Source organism: Lactococcus petauri (assembly GCF_002154895.1).
GTDB lineage: Bacteria > Bacillota > Bacilli > Lactobacillales > Streptococcaceae > Lactococcus > Lactococcus petauri.
On record NZ_MUIZ01000006.1, the window covers coordinates 171,688 to 189,342 of the forward strand.

The 17,655-nt window shown below is 40.0% G+C and carries 18 protein-coding genes; 17 read left to right on the forward strand and 1 reads right to left on the reverse strand.

Annotated features, from left to right (window positions below):
- The first annotated feature begins 144 nt into the window (after positions 1–144).
- From BZZ03_RS09735 to BZZ03_RS09770, 8 genes are all read left to right on the forward strand, one after another.
- Entirely contained in the window at positions 145–2,067 is a 1,923-nt protein-coding gene (locus BZZ03_RS09735) for a fructose-1,6-bisphosphatase (protein WP_086583159.1), read from the forward strand.
- A 46-nt stretch (positions 2,068–2,113) separates the two neighbouring features.
- A complete protein-coding gene (locus BZZ03_RS09740) occupies positions 2,114–2,866 on the forward strand; it encodes a MurR/RpiR family transcriptional regulator (protein WP_019291601.1) in 753 nt (250 codons plus the stop codon).
- A 130-nt stretch (positions 2,867–2,996) separates the two neighbouring features.
- Entirely contained in the window at positions 2,997–4,145 is a 1,149-nt protein-coding gene (gene nagA, locus BZZ03_RS09745) for an N-acetylglucosamine-6-phosphate deacetylase (RefSeq protein WP_086583160.1), read from the forward strand.
- Between the two features lie 141 nt (positions 4,146–4,286).
- Positions 4,287–4,709 (forward strand): PTS sugar transporter subunit IIA, encoded by a 423-nt coding sequence (locus tag BZZ03_RS09750; protein WP_086583161.1) that lies wholly within the window; start codon positions 4,287–4,289, stop codon positions 4,707–4,709.
- Entirely contained in the window at positions 4,710–4,985 is a 276-nt protein-coding gene (yajC, locus tag BZZ03_RS09755) for a preprotein translocase subunit YajC (RefSeq protein WP_061415105.1), read from the forward strand.
- 89 nt (positions 4,986–5,074) lie between these two features.
- Positions 5,075–5,551 (forward strand): PTS N-acetylgalactosamine transporter subunit IIB, encoded by a 477-nt coding sequence (gene agaV / locus BZZ03_RS09760; protein ID WP_003132995.1) that lies wholly within the window; start codon positions 5,075–5,077, stop codon positions 5,549–5,551.
- A 151-nt stretch (positions 5,552–5,702) separates the two neighbouring features.
- A complete protein-coding gene (locus BZZ03_RS09765) occupies positions 5,703–6,512 on the forward strand; it encodes a PTS mannose/fructose/sorbose/N-acetylgalactosamine transporter subunit IIC (RefSeq protein ID WP_019294305.1) in 810 nt (269 codons plus the stop codon).
- The gene (locus tag BZZ03_RS09770; protein WP_014025198.1) at positions 6,502–7,341 is read left to right on the forward strand and encodes a PTS system mannose/fructose/sorbose family transporter subunit IID; all 840 of its coding nucleotides are present in this window, start codon (positions 6,502–6,504) and stop codon (positions 7,339–7,341) included. The genes BZZ03_RS09765 and BZZ03_RS09770 overlap by 11 nt, the downstream gene beginning before the upstream one ends.
- A gap of 40 nt (positions 7,342–7,381) precedes the next feature.
- Here the strand turns inward: BZZ03_RS09770 and BZZ03_RS09775 are convergent, their stop codons facing one another.
- On the reverse strand, positions 7,382–8,131 hold the full coding sequence (locus BZZ03_RS09775; protein WP_086583162.1) for a MurR/RpiR family transcriptional regulator: 750 nt from the start codon (positions 8,129–8,131) through the stop codon (positions 7,382–7,384).
- 153 nt (positions 8,132–8,284) lie between these two features.
- Here BZZ03_RS09775 and pfkB point away from each other — a divergent pair, with 153 nt between their 5' ends.
- The 9 genes from pfkB (at position 8,285) to efp (ending at position 17,585) form a co-directional block, all read left to right on the forward strand.
- A complete protein-coding gene (gene pfkB, locus BZZ03_RS09780) occupies positions 8,285–9,217 on the forward strand; it encodes a 1-phosphofructokinase (protein WP_086583163.1) in 933 nt (310 codons plus the stop codon).
- A gap of 9 nt (positions 9,218–9,226) precedes the next feature.
- A complete protein-coding gene (locus BZZ03_RS09785; protein WP_086583164.1) occupies positions 9,227–11,155 on the forward strand; it encodes a fructose-specific PTS transporter subunit EIIC in 1,929 nt (642 codons plus the stop codon).
- A gap of 1 nt (position 11,156) precedes the next feature.
- On the forward strand, positions 11,157–11,804 hold the full coding sequence (locus BZZ03_RS09790) for an HAD family hydrolase (protein ID WP_086583165.1): 648 nt from the start codon (positions 11,157–11,159) through the stop codon (positions 11,802–11,804).
- A gap of 154 nt (positions 11,805–11,958) precedes the next feature.
- Positions 11,959–13,110 carry an SIS domain-containing protein gene (locus tag BZZ03_RS09795; protein ID WP_086583166.1) on the forward strand — a complete coding sequence of 384 codons (1,152 nt, stop codon included), beginning with the start codon at positions 11,959–11,961 and terminating at the stop codon, positions 13,108–13,110.
- Positions 13,111–13,124: 14 nt separating this feature from the next.
- Positions 13,125–14,054, forward strand: a complete 930-nt coding sequence (lacC, locus tag BZZ03_RS09800; protein ID WP_086583167.1) for a tagatose-6-phosphate kinase — start codon at positions 13,125–13,127, stop codon at positions 14,052–14,054.
- A 25-nt stretch (positions 14,055–14,079) separates the two neighbouring features.
- Positions 14,080–14,937, forward strand: a complete 858-nt coding sequence (gene fba, locus BZZ03_RS09805) for a class II fructose-1,6-bisphosphate aldolase (protein WP_086583168.1) — start codon at positions 14,080–14,082, stop codon at positions 14,935–14,937.
- A gap of 118 nt (positions 14,938–15,055) precedes the next feature.
- Positions 15,056–15,709: an HAD family hydrolase gene (locus tag BZZ03_RS09810; RefSeq protein ID WP_086583169.1), complete on the forward strand. Its 654-nt coding sequence runs from the start codon at positions 15,056–15,058 to the stop codon at positions 15,707–15,709.
- A 112-nt stretch (positions 15,710–15,821) separates the two neighbouring features.
- Positions 15,822–16,871, forward strand: a complete 1,050-nt coding sequence (locus BZZ03_RS09815; RefSeq protein ID WP_086583170.1) for a M24 family metallopeptidase — start codon at positions 15,822–15,824, stop codon at positions 16,869–16,871.
- A gap of 156 nt (positions 16,872–17,027) precedes the next feature.
- Positions 17,028–17,585 carry an elongation factor P gene (gene efp / locus BZZ03_RS09820; protein WP_003132984.1) on the forward strand — a complete coding sequence of 186 codons (558 nt, stop codon included), beginning with the start codon at positions 17,028–17,030 and terminating at the stop codon, positions 17,583–17,585.
- The last annotated feature ends 70 nt before the right edge of the window (positions 17,586–17,655 follow it).

Sequence of the window (17,655 nt, forward strand, 5' to 3'; positions counted from 1 at the left end):
AAAAAGAGTAAAGTCTGATCTTTGCTCTTTTTTGTATGGAAAAAACACATTTAGAAGAAAGCGCTTTACTATAAATGTTAAAAATACTATAATGTAGGCATGTTGCTTTTATCAAGAAGCAAGAATTAGAGGAGAAAACAGATCATGGATGAAAAGTACTATAAGCTGCTAAAAGAACAGTTTGTATCCAAAGAAGCAGTCTTAACCGAAATCATAAACCTCAGCGCAATTTGTGAACTTCCTAAAGGTACAGAACATTTTGTGAGTGACATACATGGGGAATACGATGCTTTTAATCATGTCTTGCGTAATGGCTCAGGTTCGATTAAAGAAAAGCTCCGCGAATGCTTTCCTGACTTAGATCCTACCGAGATTTCAGAGCTTGCAACTTTAATTTATTACCCAGAAGAAAAGCTGGTTTCCAAAGAAAGTCAGCTTTCGCAAGATGCATTTGCATATTATTGCCGTGAGAACCTGATTTCCTTATTGAAACTCGCTCGATTTGCAGGGAAAAAATATACACGGTCGAAAGTACGTAAAGCTTTTCCAGAAAAATTCCGCTATATTCTGGAGGAATTAAAACATGAGGTTGAGTCGAGTTCAGAAAAACGTGCTTATTTTGACTCCATTATTGAAAAACTTCAACATCTGGGTGAACTTCCGAACTTAATTATTGCACTTGCGGATAGTGTGAGACGTTTGACCGTTGACCATTTACATGTGGTGGGCGATATTTATGATCGTGGCCCTTTTCCGGATAAAATTATCGATCGCCTGATCAGTATGCCTTCGGTTGATGTTCAATGGGGCAACCATGATATTATCTGGATGGCAGCCATCGCAGGTTCACCGCTTGCGATGATGAATGTTATTCGGATTAGCTCGCGTTATGGGAACTTGGATATTCTTGAAGATTCATATGGGATTAACTTACGTCCGCTGATTGAATACGCGGAGCGGTATTATGAGCCCAGTCCAGCCTTTGCCCCTCGTTTGACGGAAGGAGAATATCTGTCACAGGAGGAGTGTGACTTGCTCAATAAACTCCAACAAGCTACGGCAATCTTACAGTTCAAGTTAGAAAGTCAATTAATTGCACGACGCCCAGATTTTCATCTGGAAGAGCGGGATATCTTGCGTTTTATTAATTATGATGAAGAATGTATCACGCTCAAAGGCAAACAGTACGATTTACAGGAATTTCAGGCACCCACGGTTGATCCAGTTCAACCAGAGCAGTTAACAGACGAGGAAGAAATCTTACTGAAAAAACTGCTGAAAAATTTTCAGGCTTCCCAAAAACTCAAAAAACATATTGATTTTCTTTTAGAAAAAGGTTCAATGTATCTTTCCTACAATGGCAATTTATTGATTCATGGTTGCCTGCCACTTCATGAAAACGGGGACTTCAAGTGTTTCAGACTTGAAGGAGAAGCTTATTCTGGGCGCGAATTGCTCGATCTTTTTGAAGATCATGTGAGAAAGAGTTTGGCGCATCCTGATGTGAAAGAAGATTTATCTACAGACTTACTCTGGTATCTGTGGGTGGGAGAATCTTCTTCACTTTTTGGTAAAGAAGCGATGACCACTTTTGAGCGTTATTATATTGCGGATAAAGCAACACATGTGGAAAAGAAAAATCCTTACTATCGTCTAAGAGAAGAGCCAGAGACGATTAGTCGTATCTTGAAAAATTTTGGGATGGATGAAAAAGGGCATGTCATCAATGGACATACACCGATTAAAGAAAAGAAAGGTGAAGAACCAATCAAAGCTGGTGGTAAACTGATTGTAATTGATGGCGGTTTTTCTAAGCCTTACCAAAAAGAAACTGGAATTGCGGGATACACTTTGCTTTATAACAGCTATGGTATGCAGTTGGCAGCTCACGAGCCTTTTAAAACGATAAAAGCAGCTGTCGAAGACGGCAGCGATATTGTAAGTGTCAAGCGATTGGTTGATCGAGTAGAGGAAAGAACCTGTGTTAAAGATACCAATATCGGTCAGGAGCTTTTGAAGACAATTGATGATTTAGAGTATCTTTTTGAAAATTATGAAAAATATTGACTTGCAATGCTCGAAAATACAAATTTTGAAGTTAAAGGAGTGACAATTGAAAACCTTAAGTGAAGCAGAGTCGTATTGTTGGAATCATATTCAAGATAATTTAAATCGGATTCCTAATCTATCTATCTCGATATTGGCAACAGAATCACATGTCAGTGTTTCCACAGTTAATAGAACCTTAAAAAAAATGGGCTACGATGGTTATTCTGACTTTAAACAAACTATTCGTAATACCAAAAACGAGCGTCGCAAAAATGGCTTTTCAAAAGAGGTTAATCAGGCGATCCGTAAAAATGAAATAGAAATTACACGGACGATTAATCAACTTTCAGCGGATGATATTGAAGCTGCTATTAAGTTGATTGATCATCATAGCAAAATTATGATTTTTTGTGCCGGGCTGAGTGCTAATGTTGCACGGGAAATGATGGATAAGCTGCAACTTTTTGGAAAACTTTGTGTTATTCACGATGATTTTGATTATATGCAGTATTTTGCAAGTAAAGCCAACCGTGATTATCTCATCGTTGCCTTTTCTTTGAGTGGCGAAACACCTGAGATTGTACAAGCACTTCATAAAGCGAAGAATCGGGGAGCAAAGATTATTGCCCTTGTGGGAGCAATGCCGAGTGCCATTGGAAGTCAAGCTGATGTTTACATCCATGCTTACAAATCAACTCAAAAAACGATTAATTTTGGTTTAGACGTGGGGAGTCGCCTATGTTTACAAGTTGTGAATCGTATCTTGTTGGATGCTTTTGCCCTTTACAAAAATTTAGCACCTATTCGTGAAGATTAAATAAGACAAGCAGAGAAGATAAAATCTCTGCTTTTTTTGGGAAAATTTTCCACTTATATAAGGGACTTTTTGGAAAATTTTCCCCTTATTTCTGATTTATACTAAGAAAAAAGATAAATGGAGGTAAGGCATGACTTACTATATTAAAGCAGATAAATTTTTTTATCCTTATCAAACGCTCAGTGGTGGCTATTTAGAAATTAAAGCGGGTAAATTTGGCAAACACATGCAAGAAGTTCCTGAAGATGCTGAGGTCAAAGATTATACAGGATACTGGATTGCGCCAGGATTGGTGGATACACATATACATGGTTTCGATGGCGCAGATGTGATGGACGGAGAGTCAGAGTTGCTTGATAAGATAAGTCAGGGTTTACTTAGAGGGGGTGTAACTTCTTGGATAGCTACACCATTAACAGGGGAACATGAGCGCCTCAGAGAAGTCTGCGAAGTAGTTGGAAATTATAAACCAGCAGTTACAGGGGCCAAAATACAAGGTCTTTTCTTTGAAGGACCATACTTTACTACTCAACATAAAGGTGCGCAAAATCCCGCTTATATGACAGATCCAAATGTGGAAGAATTTGAAAATTGGAACCAAGCAGCGCATGGTATGATTCGAAAAATAGCCGTTGCACCTGAAAGAGAAGGAAGTATCGAATTTATCCGAGCTTTAACAAATCGAGGAATCACGGTTGCTTTGGGACACTCTAACGCTACTTTAGCTCAAGCAACAGCAGCAGTAGAAGCAGGTGCTACTGTCTTTGTCCATACATTTAATGGCATGAGTCCCTTTAACCATCGGGAACCCGGAATGGTTGGTGCGGCACTGAGCCTTCCGAATACATATGCCGAGCTTATCTGTGACGGACATCATGTTCATCCGACAGCGGCTAAAATATTAATTCAAAGTAAGGGTGCAGCGCACACGGTCCTGATTACCGATGCGATGCGTGCTGCAGGAATGCCCGATGGAGATTACATGTTGGGAGAATTTCCTGTACGTGTTGAAGGAGGCGCTGCTCATCTTAAAGAAGGAAATAGTTTGGCTGGCTCTATCCTCATGTTAAAGGATGCGGTTAAAAACGTAGTAGATTGGGGAATTGCAACAGCGGAGGAAGCTCTTATAATGGCGACCTTAACTGCTGCCAAGTCTGTTAATATTGATGACCGCTGTGGTCAAATTAAAGAAAACTATAATGCTGACTTTATCGTTTTAAAGTCCAATATGGAACTTTCAGAAGTCTACGTCAATGGTGAACAGGTCATGTCGTCTTAAAACGCGAAAGTATATAAAGACAAAACATAGTTGTAAGCGGTTAATTCAGGAAAATTTACCAAAAATATAGGACTTATTTGGAAAAATTTCCTATAATTCATAGCTTATAATAAAACTAAATTGAGAAGACAAGGAGAAATGATGAAAGCTTTAATTTCTGGGCATGCGCATTTTGCAGAAGGTATGAAGAGCGCGGTTGAATTAATTACCGGACCACAGGCAGACTTAATCACACTTACTTTTGATGAAGCAACAAACCTTGAAGAGTATCAAGAGGCTTTAAATAATTTTTGTAAAAATGGTGAAGAAGTAGCCATTTTTACGGATCTACTTGGAGGGACACCTTTTAATAAAGCAATGATAGCTAAAGGAGATAGTGAGAACGTGCATATTTTTACGGGTACGAATCTTCCGATGCTGATTGAGTTTGTTTCTCAAGGAATGATGGGAACAGAGGGTGATTTGATACTTGATTTGTCTGTTTCTACAGCTAAAGATGGTGTCACTCTTGACTTAGCGCTCGGCAAAAAAATGCTAGAAGTTGAAGAAAGCGATGGCATTTAAATGACGGCACAATTTATTATCAACAGTTCACTTGTCTTTATTGGTTTTATTCTTCTAGGCGGTGCTTTTTATAGCATTGTTAGTGGTCTGCAGTTTAGCAAGCGTAAGAAAGTTATCGCCGAGTTGCATCAGAATCTTGCCGTAGGAAGTGAGGTCATGTTTAGTGGCGGCTTGACAGGAGTTATTACTGATTTAGACGAAGAGTTCTGTCGCATAAAGCTTGCGGATAAGTTGGTGATTAGAGTTTCACGTTATGCCATCACGCAGATATTGTAAAACATTCATTTTCCTAGTTTCTAGGGTATTAAATAAAATTTGAATACGAACAAACAGGTTCCTATTCTCTATTAAGAAAGGTCATTATTATGCCAAATATTTTACTTACTCGTATTGATAATCGCTTGATTCACGGTCAAGTTGCCACACAGTGGAACAGCTTTGTCGGCTCCAACCTTTTGCTTGTTGCAAATGATGATGTGGCAAGCAATCCACAGCGTCAAGCACTGATGGATATGGCTGCACCGACTGGAGTTGCGACACGCTACTTTAGTCTCCAAAAAACGATTGACATTATTAGTAAAGCTGCTGATCGCCAATTGATTTTCATTATCTGTGAAAATCCTCAAGATGTGTTACGTCTTGTTGAAGGTGGTGTACCCATTAAAAAAGTGAATATCGGTAATATGCACATGTCAGAAGGAAAACGTCAAGTTGCAACTGTTATTGCCGTGGATGACGATGATGTGGCAGCATTTAAGAAACTGAAAGAACTTGGTGTTGAGCTTGAGATACAGCGCGTGCCAACGACAGCAATAGAGCCATTGGATAAGCTCTTCAAATGATACTCGTGATACATTTCTAATTTTGGTAACAAGAGGATTTTGCAAGAAAATAGAGTATTTATTGTCAAGTGAATTTATTTTTCTCGTTTTGATATTATAGGATCTCAATTTTTTGGTTAAAATCCAACAAAAAAATATAAGGAGAAAACTTATGGATGCTTCCATTTTTCAGATTATTTTGATCTTTGCAGTGACTTTTGTCGTTGCCATTGACCAATTTAGTTTACTTCAATCTTTGTACCAGCCTATTGTCACCGGTTTGGTTATCGGCCTTATTCTCGGTGATGTTCAAACCGGTTTGATTGTTGGTGGTACTTATCAACTGATGACTATTGGTAATATGCCGGTTGGTGGGGCTCAACCACCAAATGCGGTTATCGGTGGTATTATGGCAACAGTCTTGGCTATCACTCTGGGTCTCCAGCCCGCCGCAGCCGTTGCCACTGCTATCCCATTCTCATTGCTAGGTCAATATGGTGTAACCTTGATCTTCACAGTTATGGCTCCGGTAATGGGTGTCGCGGATAAATATGCAGAAGAAGCAAACCCAGCCGGAATCGCGAAAATTAACTGGCTAGCGATGTGTGCACTCGGAACAATCTTTGGTATTGTCGTAACGCTCTTCTTTATTGGAGGGAAAGCCTTTGGAGATACAGTAGTAAATGCTATTCCAGCCTGGCTTATGAGTGGACTCGGTGCATCCGGAAACATGATGCGTTATGTCGGTTTTGCAATCTTGATTAAAGTTATGGTTTCAAAAGAACTTTGGGGCTTCTACTTCCTAGGCTTCGTGCTTGCTGTTATTGTTACCGGTATTGAAGCGCTCAAAGGTCCAGCATTACTTTTACTCGCCGTAATTGGTTTTGCATTCGCCTACTGGGATTTCCAAATGAATACAAAACTCAAAGCAGCTGCGGCAGCAGCACCAGCTAGTGAAGGAGATTATGAAGATGGTATTTAATATTCCTGATAATTATTCTAACCAAACGCCAGCACCACAACTTGATAAAAAAACACTCAACAAAATGGTTTGGCGCTCCGTTTACCTCCAAGCATCTTTTAACTATGAACGGATGCAAGCCGGTGGATGGCTCTACTCGATCTTGCCCGGTTTGGAAAAAATCCACACGGACAAAAAAGACCTTTCAGCTTCAATGGCGCACAATTTAGAGTTTTTCAACACACACCCATTTTTGGTAAACTTTGTAATGGGGATCGTGCTTTCACTTGAGCAAAATAAAACAGATATTCAGACGATACGTGCCGTTCGTGTTGCAGCGATGGGACCACTTGGAGGGATTGGTGATGCACTCTTCTGGTTCACGCTTGTACCAATTACGGCAGGGATAACAGCTAATATGGCGATTGCTGGAAATATCGCAGCACCGTTCATCTTCCTCTTTATTTTCAATGCTGTACAGTTCGGCTTGCGTTACTTCCTGATGCATTGGTCTTACCGAAAAGGAACAGATGCTATCAGCATCATGACTGCTAATGCAAAAGAATTTACACGCGCAGCTTCTATCCTTGGTATTTTCGTAGTGGGAGCATTGACTTCAGCTATGGGAGCTACTTCAGTAAACATTGTCATTCCAAATGGTGAAGCTGAAATTAATATTCAATCCATCTTAGATGGTATCTTGCCATCGATGTTGCCGTTAGGATTAACTTTACTTTTGTTCTATCTCATGCAGAAGCACAAATGGACACCTATCCGTTGTATCCTTTTACTCCTCTGCCTTGGTATCCTTGGCTCAGGAATAGGTATCTGGCCTTCAATCTGGCCGTAAATATAAAAAAGTAAGTGTGGGACAAAGACACTTACTTTTTTTATATTTCTTTTTTTCTTAAAGCATAAGAGTCAAGTAAAATTCGTGAAAGAATAGTCAGAGGAAGTCGTGAGCGTACTTCATAGTCTGGGAAGAAGGAGCCATCTGATTTAAAACCAACTAGAGCAACATCAGATAGGGAGGTCAGCGTGGATTCACCCGCTGTCGTAAGGAGAAGTGTTGCAATATTGTGTTGCTGACAATTTTGTGCAGCATTTACCAATTCTGGAGTTTCGCCATTTAAAGATATGAAAAGGACAGCGTCTTCGGGGAATAATTTTTTACTCATGATTTTAATGATTTCAGGGTCTGTAAAGAGTTCACAGTATTTTTCTGTAAGCTGAAACTTGATCATCATCTCTTGGGCAACCATTTCTGAAAAACCACGGGCAAATAAAATGAGCCGTCTTGAAGCAGTGATAATTCGAATTGCTTCTTCAAGTTTCTGGATGTTAATCATTGAGATGGTGCGCATGACTTCTTGCTCATTTTTGGTAATGACGAGACGAATACCTTCATCTTCTTTATCAAACTGCGAAAAATCTTCATGCAACTTTCTTCGCTCTTTGAGTTTATACTTGAAGTCGGCATAGCCAGAATACCCTTTTTTCTTTAGTGTACGCACAATTGTTGCTGTTGAAACAGCAGCTTCAACACTTAATTCGGCGATGGAATAGTTAGGGATTTCTATAATATTACGCTCAATATAATTCCATAAATATTGCTCAGAGTCGCTTAGTTTAGTACTCAAAGTAAACCTCCCGTTTTCTAAGATTAATTATTCTAAGTATAGCAAAATTAAAAATAGAAGTGTAACGTTTTTCAGAAATATCCAAAATTTGTAAGCGGGTACATAAATAATACGCTATGATAATACTATGATAAAAAGAAAGTGAGGTGTTCAATGATCTACACAGCTACACTAAATTTAGCAATTGATCTGTTTATTGACACCCAGGAGATGTCTCCTAAAATAGTGAATCGTACAGAAGAGTATGATGTTCAAGCCAATGGAAAAGGTGTCAATGTTTCTTTAATTTTGCAGCAACTCGGAGTGACAAGTACAGCACTTGGTTTTAAGGCTGGGTTTACCGGAAATTTCATCGATGATACGCTCCGAAATGAAGGCATTTACACAGACTTTATCGAAGTTGACGGTATAACCAGAATCAATGTCTTTACACATGTAAAAAAAGAAAATCTGGAGTATAAGCTAGTCAATAAAGGGCCAAAAGTTACATCTGAACAAGTAGAAATGTTTTTAAAGCAAGTACACCAACTCAGAGCGGGGGACTACCTTTGTTTATCTGGCAGTTTTTCTGAAGGAGTTCCACCCATACTCTTAAAAGAGATTGCAGCGATCTGTCAAGAAAACAAGGTGAGGCTCATTATTGATACCAGCTATGCAGAAGTACTGGAGACTTTGTCTTACAAACCTTTCTTACTTAAACCCAATGATGAGGAACTGGCGCACTGGTTTAATGTGGAGCTAAAAACGCCAGAAGATGTGATCTATTACGGTAAAAAATTGGTAGAGCAAGGTGCGCAAAATGTTTTGATTTCCTTGGGGGAAAAAGGTGCTTTGTTTATCAATTCGGACCAAATCTTAGCTTTAAATGCTCCACAAGGAGAAGTTGTCAACACAGCTTGTGCAGGTGATAGCTTGCTTGGAACTTTTTTAGCCGGAATAATCAAAAATGAAGCTATCGGAAAAAATTTGCAATTAGCAATTGCAGCTGGCTCTTCTACAGCGTTTCAAAAGGGCTTGACTGATTTTTCCGATGTTCCACAGCTGATGAAACAAATTACTGTTACTGAAATTATGAATAAACTATAAGGAGGATTTATGGGAAACTATAAAATAATTGCTGCGACAGGTTGTCCAACAGGGATAGCACACACGTTTATGGCACAGGAAGCTTTAGAAGCGGCGGCAAAAAAAGCAGGTGTATCAATCAAGGTGGAAACACATGGACAGATTGGTGTAGAAAATGAATTGACAAACGAGGACATTCGTCATGCAGAAGCTGTAATTATTGCAGCCGATAAAGATGTCCATGCTGAGCGTTTTGCCGGTAAACGGGTCATTGAAGTTTCTGTTTCAGCAGGGATTAAAGAGGCAGACCACTTGATTAAGGATGCCCTAGCTGGCAAAGGAAAAATCAAAGATGGCACAGCCACTTCGGAAAATACCTCAACAGCACCAGATGTATCTAAAATCGGACACAGCATCTACAAAAACCTTATGAACGGTGTCTCGCATATGCTGCCTTTCGTTGTTGCTGGTGGTGTTTTGATTGCAATTTCTTTTGCGGTTTGGGGGATCCATTCTGCAGAACCAGATCATGCTACATATAATGCCACAGCAGCGATGATCAAGGATATTGGCGGGCAAGCTATGGGAATGATGGTGCCAATATTGTCAGCTTACATTGCTGAAAGCATTGCTAAGCGTCCCGCGCTTGTCGCAGGTTTGATTGGTGGTATCGTAGCAAATGCAGGTGGCGCAGGTTTCTTAGGAGGAATTCTATCAGGCTTCTTAGCGGGTTACTTAATTCTTTTCCTTCAAAAACTCTTGCGTAAGATGCCCAAATCTCTTGATGGATTAAAAGCTGTCTTTATTTTACCGGTTCTAGGAGTCGCAATTGTCGGAATAGCTATGTATTTGCTGGCAGCTCCTATGGAAGCCATCAATCAAGCTATGATGAATTTCTTGGCTGGATTTGAAAACAGTAACCCGATTGTTTTAGGACTTATTGTTGGTTCAATGTGTGCCTTTGATATGGGAGGTCCGGTCAATAAAGCTGCCTATGTTACAGGTACAGCGCTCTTAGCTCAAGGGAATTACTCCTTTATGGCAGGTGTGTCAGCTGCTTGTATTGCGCCGCCATTGATTACAAGTGTTGCAACGCTTGTATTTAGAAAATATTACAATACTGAAGAACGTAATGCAGGGATTGTGAACCTCATCTTAGGTTCCACACATATCACTGAGGGCGCCATTCCTTTTGCAGCCAAAAATCCCTTGATTATTTTGCCTATTTTTATGGTGGGTTCTTCAATAGCTTCAATTTTAACTTATCTTTTCGGAGTAAAGGTTCCTGCGCCACATGGAGGATTTCTGGTTTTACCTGTTGTCACAGGTGCTTTCCAATGGGTTTTATCAATTTTGATTGGTTCGGCAGTAGGTGGAATTTTACTTGGCCTCTATCAAAAACGACGCTGGGAGAAGGAAAAACGTGAAAATAAAGAATTAGCCACTGAAGAAATTCTAGCTCCCTCTGCATTCCTTTCTGAAAATGATGTCTTTCTCCAGCAGACATTCAATACACGAGATGAGATGTTCGACTTTTTAGCAGAAAAAACAATCCAACGAGGAATCGCTACAGACAAGGAAGAAATCAAGGAAAAGTTAGTGGCACGTGAACTCGAAGGAACTACAGGAATGATGGACGGCTTTGCCATACCACATGCTAAATCGTCAAATATTAATAAAGCCAGTTTGATTATTGTAAAAAATGAGAAAGGCATTGCTTGGGATAGCTTAGATGGTCAACCAATTACCTTTATCATTGGACTTTTTATACCCGAACATCAAAAAGGAACGGCACACCTACAATTGCTCTCTTCTGTTGCGAAAATGCTCATGATACCTGCGGTGATAGATCAGCTAAAAGCAGCGAACAGCCAAGCGGAGATTGTGTCAATCATTAACCAAAAACTAGTTGAAAATAGTGAGGAAGCTTCAGAAAGCCTTGTATATGCAGGAGTATAAGATGAGCTTTAATACGATTATCTTTGATATGGACGGTGTTTTAATCGATACGGAGTATCATTATGCCCAAGTATTTGATGCCTTTTTCGATAAAAAGGGCATTCCGATAGCACATCTAAATCGGCGTGAGCTTTTAGGTCGCCCTCTGAGAGACTTGTGGCCGTTCATTTTGGGAGAAGATTTTGATAAGAAAGATGCGGCAAGGTTACAAAAAGAGTTCTTCACCTATAAAAAGAGTAGCCATTTTCCCATCGAGGAAATGCTGTTTCCTGATGTGAAAGTTGTCCTGCAACGCTTGTCTGAAACAAAACTAAAGATTGGTTTAGCCACAAGTTCGTCACACGATGAAATTGCAGAAGTTCTTGATACACATAATCTTCGTAAATATTTTGAGGTTATTTCATCTGGCGAAGATTTTCCAGCGTCTAAGCCCCATCCTGCCGTTTATTTGTCTGCCATGAAGCAGTTGAATGCCAGAGCATCTGATGTGCTTGTCATTGAAGATTCACCCAATGGTATTGCAGCGGGAAAAGCAGCGGGAGCAACCGTTTGGGCGATTAGAGATCAACGATTTGATAGTGACCAGAGTCAGGCAGACAGACATGTTGAGCATTTAACTGAAGTACTGGAACTTCTTGGCTTTTCATGATGTGACGCAATAATCCTATGGAGCATTGAAACATTCCCTTGAAATCAGGAAAAATTTCCGTTTTGGTAAAGTGCCATTTGGAAAATTTTCCTATGGTTATCACCTTATAATAGATACCATAAGCTTAAAGAAAAATAGAAATCGAGGGAATAATATGCTTCAATTACCAGAAGAACGACTCAAAGAACTAGGTGCGGCTATCACCGTTAAAGAAACTTTAGGGCAGCCAGACTTATGGCGCAAGGTTTTCGCAGAATACGCAGAAAGAAAAACAGAGATTGATGCTTTCTTAGCAAAACTTTTCGAAAAACATGGCTTTATCCGAGTAATTTTCACTGGGGCAGGTAGCTCGCAGTATGTGGGTGACACCGTACTTAAAAGTTTAATTGAGCTGGGAGATACGGAACATTTCCGTTTTGAATCAATCGGAACAACGGATATCGTAGCAGCCCCACAAGCTACGTTGGAGCAGAATACACCGACCTTGTTGGTTTCATTTGCACGTAGCGGAAACTCCCCTGAATCTGTTGCAGCAGTCAATATTGTAGAAGAGCTAGTCCAAGACAGTTATCAGTTGGTAATTACTTGCGCTAAAGAAGGCAAGCTCGCTCAGCAAGCCCTCACGATGGAAAATGCGTTGACTTGTATCTTGCCAGATGAGTCTAACGATAAAGGTTTTGCGATGACGGGATCATGCAGTTCAATGACGCTTTTATCAACGCTTATTTTTTCAACAGAAGAACTTTCGGATAAAGAAAAGCAGGTCAGCATTGCCGCGGATTTAGCTGCAGATGTTTTTCAGCGAGAAACGGAAATTGTAAGTTTTCTAAATGACGATACAGACCGTATGGTTTACGTGGGCTCAAGTACACTTTCAGGTTTTGTACGTGAAGCTCAACTCAAGGTTTTGGAATTAACGGCAGGAAAAATAGCAACCATGTTTGACAGCTCGATGGGCTTCCGTCATGGACCTAAATCTTTCATTAATGAAAATACTGTCGTTTTCGTCTTTGCTGCCAATAACGTTTATACACGTCAATATGATTTGGATCTCCACAAAGAGGTTGCCGGTGATGCAATTGCTCAGCGAACAGTCGTCATCGGACAAAATCTTACTGAAGGTTTTACGTATAAGGAAGCGCCAGAGCTTAAAGAAGCCTATCTTGTCTTCCCAGCATTTGCATTTGCTCATGTCATTGCCTTGAATGCTTCAATTTTGGTGAAAAACACGCCTGATACACCTTCAGCATCAGGCACAGTGAACCGTGTCGTAAAAGGTGTGATTATCCATCCTCTGGAAAAATAGGAGAGCAGTAAACCATGAGTATTTTAACAGTCACACTCAATCCTGCTATCGATATTTCTTATCCATTGGAAGCCTTTCACTTAAATACGGTCAATCGTGTGGCACAGTTTGGTAAAACGGCTGGTGGTAAAGGGCTTAATGTATCACGTGTGCTGAAAGAACTAGGTGCAGATGTCTGGGCGACAGGATTTGCTGACGATATCTTAGGTGCGGAGATTGTCGAGAACTTAAAAAGTGAAGGTATTGATAGTCGATTTACTAAGATTTCTGGAAAGACACGCAACTGTATTGCAATTTTACACGAAGGACAACAGACCGAGATTTTAGAAAAAGGACCACGGATTTTAAGGGAAGAAGCAGAAGAGTTTATTGACAATTTTAAAGCAATGTTAGCTGAAGTTGAAGCAATTGCCATTTCAGGTTCTCTGCCTGATGGCTTACAGGAAACTTTCTATTCTGACCTTATCGCAATTGCCAACAAGCAGGAGAAAACAGTTGTTTTGGATTGTTCGGGGCGCTCACTTGAAGCAGTGCTTAAAAACCCACATAAGCCAAGTGTAATCAAACCCAACTTGGAAGAGTTGACGGATTTGTTAGGGAAGGAAGTCACCTTAGAAAATATCAAAGAAAGTTTACAGGATAGGCTTTTTAACGGTATTGAGTGGATTGTGGTTTCTCTTGGAAAAGAAGGCGCGTTTGCTAAAGTTTCCAATGACTTTTATCGTGTGCAAATCCCCCAAATAGTTGTAGTAAATCCTGTCGGATCCGGTGATGCGACTGTTGCAGGACTTGTTTATGGGATAAGCCAGAATGAAACGGTTGAGAATACCTTGAAAGGTGCTAATGTATGTGGCATGCTCAATGCGCAGGAGGCGAAGACAGGTCATATTAATCGGACAAATTATCAAGCTTTGTTTGACCAACTCAAAGTAGAAAAACTATAAAACAAAGACGCGAAGAGGAGAAAAAATGGTACTTGTAAAAAGTAAAGAAATGATAGAAAAGGCATTTAAAAATGGCTATGCCATTGGTGCTTTTAATGCAGAAAATATGGAAATGGCGGAAGCAATCGTAGAAGCAGCGCAAGAGATGAATGCCCCCGTCATTGTCCAAACAACTTCGGGTACGCTCAATACGACCCCCCCAGAAATGTTCTACCATATGGTTAAAGCAGCAGCAGACAAGGTCTCAGTGCCTGTAGTGATGCATCTTGATCATGGGGATGATTTTGAGCGTGTAGCACGTTGCTTACGTACAGGTTATACTTCGGTAATGATTGACGCTTCGAAAAAAACATTTGAAGAAAATGTCGCAATAACCGAAGAAGTGGTCAAGATGGCACATTCGATGGGTATTCCAGTAGAAGCTGAACTAGGTATTGTTGGTGGCAAAGAAGATGGCAATAATGCAGAGACGGTAGCTTTTACCGATCCAGAAGAAGCTGAAAAATTTGTCAAAGCTACAAATGTTGACTTTTTAGCTATTGGCATCGGCAACTCACATGGCTTTTACAAAGCAGAGCCAAAGTTACAATATGATATCTTAGAGGCTGTCAAAGCGAAAACGGGTGATGTACCATTGGTCCTTCACGGCACGTCAGGAATCCCTGACGAAGATGTTTCAAAAGCTGTTGCTATGGGCATTGCTAAGGTTAACTATGCCACTGAACTCCGCGCTGTTTTCACAAATGCTATCAAATCCTACATCTCCGAAGATGAAAAAGTCGTAGATCCGAAAAAATACAACTCCGCAGCTAAACAAGCAGTCAAAGAACTTGTGAAACAAAAAATTCAAGTACTTGGTTCTGATGGGAAGGCTGAGGAGTGATGGTGCGCAGTAATCTAAGTGATTCCAGTATATCTAAATAAAAAACAAGATAAGCAATACCTCATATATTACATCTCAATATAAAAAAATAACCGCTTACTTATGCTATAATAAAGCTATGAAATTTAAAGCAATTGTATTTGATATGGACGGTGTTTTGGTAGATTCAGAACGTTTTCACTCTAAGGTTTTAGATAACTTTTTCGTTGAAAGTGGTATTGATGCTAGCCATTTAACACCAAAAGATTTTGTCGGTAGTGTTTTGAAAGACATGTGGCCAAAAGTATTACGTGATGAGTTTACAGAGGCGCGTGCAGCGCAAGTGCACCAAGATTTCTTAGATTACGATGCACAATTTCCGATTCCTTATAAGGAGCTACTTTTACCTGGTGTTACGGACGCCTTGAAGACCTTTTCAGAAAAGGGGTATAAAATGGCCGTAGCTTCAAGCTCTCGTCGTCATGAGATTGCTGAAGTCTTGGATACGCATGATTTACGCCAGTATTTTGAGTTTTTCTTGTCAGGGCAGGATGAGTTTGAGCAGTCTAAACCTAATCCAGCTATTTATCTGGCTGCTATGGAAAAGCTTGGTGTAGAACCTTCAGAAACCCTGATTATTGAAGATTCGCATTATGGTATTATGGCTGGTAAGGCGGCTGGAGCCACTGTTTGGGCGGTTAAGGATAACTATTTCGGTATTAATCAAGAACAAGCAGACCGTTTTATTGAGACACTTACGGATGCCAAAAATTTGTTGGCGGAATCAGAATAAGGGAAAGAACTTCTGCTTTTAGGAGTTCTTTTTTCTTTAGATAAAGATTCAATATTATAGTTCAGACTTTGTTATAATAGAAGAAAACATCCCAATTAAAAAGGAGAAATCAATGAGAATCAGTAACTTAAAAGAAAAAATAGCACGAGAAAATTTAGATGGCTTAATCCTTACTGATATGAAAAATATCTACTATTTGACGGGTTTTTCGGGTACAGCTGGAACGATTTTCATGACAGCAGAACATTCCTACTTTATGACGGATGATCGTTATATTGGAATTGCACGCCAATTGATTACGGGGTTTGAAATCATCCAGACACGTGATGCCTTATCTGAAATTGCTGCCCTTTCTGAAGACCTTCAAACTGTTGGTTTTGAAGATACAGTTGATTTTGCATTTTATCGTGTATTAGCGGAAAAATTAAAGAAAGCGAAACTTGTTCCTACGACAAATTTTGTAGCTCAGCTGCGCCAAATCAAAGAGGTCGATGAAATCGCCACAATCAAGAAAGCTTGTCAAATTGCTGATAAGGCCTTTGAAGCTGTATTGAGATATATCGAGCCAGGCAGAACAGAAATAGAAGTCGCTAATTTTCTTGACTTTAAAATGCGAGAAATGGGCGCAAGTGGCATCTCTTTTGACACAATCGTTGCTTCAGGAAAACGCAGCAGTTTGCCACATGGAGTAGCAACCCATAAAATGATTGAGTTTGGGGACCCTGTAACCATTGATTTTGGCTGTTATTACAATCATTATGCAAGTGACATGACAAGAACAGTCTTTGTTGGCGAAGCAAGTCCGAAGATGCGTGAAATCTATCAGACAGTACGTCAAGCAAATGAAGCTCTGATCGCAGAAGCAAAAGAAGGCATGTCTCTTGCTGACTTTGACAAAGTGCCACGCGATGTCATTGAAGCAGCCTCATACGGAGAACACTTTACACATGGGATTGGTCATGGTTTAGGCTTAGATGTACATGAAATTCCTTACTTTGGTGCTAAAGCAAAAGGAGCACTCAAGTCCAATATGGTCGTTACGGATGAACCAGGAATCTATATTCCTGACTTTGGTGGTGTACGGATAGAAGACGATTTGCTTATTACTGAGAAGGGCTGTCAGGTACTGACCCAATCGCCGAAAGAACTTCTCGTTCTTTAATTTGAATTCTTGCTTCAAGAGCTTCATTTGCTCTAAACTTTGTCTGAAGGAAACAAACAGACATTTGAAAAAAGGGTGAATTTGTGCTAAAATGAATTGTTAAAAGCTGCCTCTTTGGGCGGTAAATAGAATATTCACTAGGAGATATATATAATTATGGTAGCAGCAAAAGACCTCAAAGCCGGAATGACATTTTTGAACGGAGACAAACTCCTCCGTGTTATGGAAGCAAGTCACCACAAACCAGGTAAAGGTAACACAATCATGCGTATGAAATTGCGTGATGTGCGTTCAGGCTCTACATTTGACGATACATACCGTCCAGAAGACAAATTTGAACAAGCTGTGATTGATACAGTAGCTGCACAATATCTTTACCAAATGGACGATACAGCTTTCTTCATGAACAACGAAACATATGATCAATATGAAATTCCTGTTGAACAAGTTAAAGAAGAATTACTCTATGTTCTTGAAAATACAGACGTAAAAATCCAATTTTACGGTACAGAAGTAATCGGGCTTCAATTGCCAACGACTGTCGTACTTGAAGTCGCTGAAACTCAACCTTCTATCAAAGGTGCAACAGTAACAGGGTCAGGTAAACCAGCAACAATGGAAACAGGCTTAGTTGTCAATGTCCCTGACTTTGTTGAAGCAGGAACAAAACTTGAAATCAATACACAAACAGGTGAATACCTTAAACGTGCATAAGCCGTTTTGGCTAGCCCTCACACAAGTTGAGGAGTTATAAAAGCCTTGCTCCACGGAGAAACAAAAGAAA

Bases quoted from the DNA above. Each gene is read 5' to 3' on its own strand.
- BZZ03_RS09735 (WP_086583159.1), top strand. From the start codon at position 145: ATGGATGAAAAGTACTATAAGCTGCTAAAAGAACAGTTTGTATCCAAA.
- nagA (WP_086583160.1), top strand. From the start codon at position 2,997: ATGACTTACTATATTAAAGCAGATAAATTTTTTTATCCTTATCAAACG.
- BZZ03_RS09750 (WP_086583161.1), top strand. From the start codon at position 4,287: ATGAAAGCTTTAATTTCTGGGCATGCGCATTTTGCAGAAGGTATGAAG.
- yajC (WP_061415105.1), top strand. From the start codon at position 4,710: ATGACGGCACAATTTATTATCAACAGTTCACTTGTCTTTATTGGTTTT.
- agaV (WP_003132995.1), top strand. From the start codon at position 5,075: ATGCCAAATATTTTACTTACTCGTATTGATAATCGCTTGATTCACGGT.
- BZZ03_RS09765 (WP_019294305.1), top strand. From the start codon at position 5,703: ATGGATGCTTCCATTTTTCAGATTATTTTGATCTTTGCAGTGACTTTT.
- BZZ03_RS09770 (WP_014025198.1), top strand. From the start codon at position 6,502: ATGGTATTTAATATTCCTGATAATTATTCTAACCAAACGCCAGCACCA.
- pfkB (WP_086583163.1), top strand. From the start codon at position 8,285: ATGATCTACACAGCTACACTAAATTTAGCAATTGATCTGTTTATTGAC.
- BZZ03_RS09785 (WP_086583164.1), top strand. From the start codon at position 9,227: ATGGGAAACTATAAAATAATTGCTGCGACAGGTTGTCCAACAGGGATA.
- BZZ03_RS09790 (WP_086583165.1), top strand. From the start codon at position 11,157: ATGAGCTTTAATACGATTATCTTTGATATGGACGGTGTTTTAATCGAT.
- BZZ03_RS09795 (WP_086583166.1), top strand. From the start codon at position 11,959: ATGCTTCAATTACCAGAAGAACGACTCAAAGAACTAGGTGCGGCTATC.
- lacC (WP_086583167.1), top strand. From the start codon at position 13,125: ATGAGTATTTTAACAGTCACACTCAATCCTGCTATCGATATTTCTTAT.
- fba (WP_086583168.1), top strand. From the start codon at position 14,080: ATGGTACTTGTAAAAAGTAAAGAAATGATAGAAAAGGCATTTAAAAAT.
- BZZ03_RS09810 (WP_086583169.1), top strand. From the start codon at position 15,056: ATGAAATTTAAAGCAATTGTATTTGATATGGACGGTGTTTTGGTAGAT.
- BZZ03_RS09815 (WP_086583170.1), top strand. From the start codon at position 15,822: ATGAGAATCAGTAACTTAAAAGAAAAAATAGCACGAGAAAATTTAGAT.
- efp (WP_003132984.1), top strand. From the start codon at position 17,028: ATGGTAGCAGCAAAAGACCTCAAAGCCGGAATGACATTTTTGAACGGA.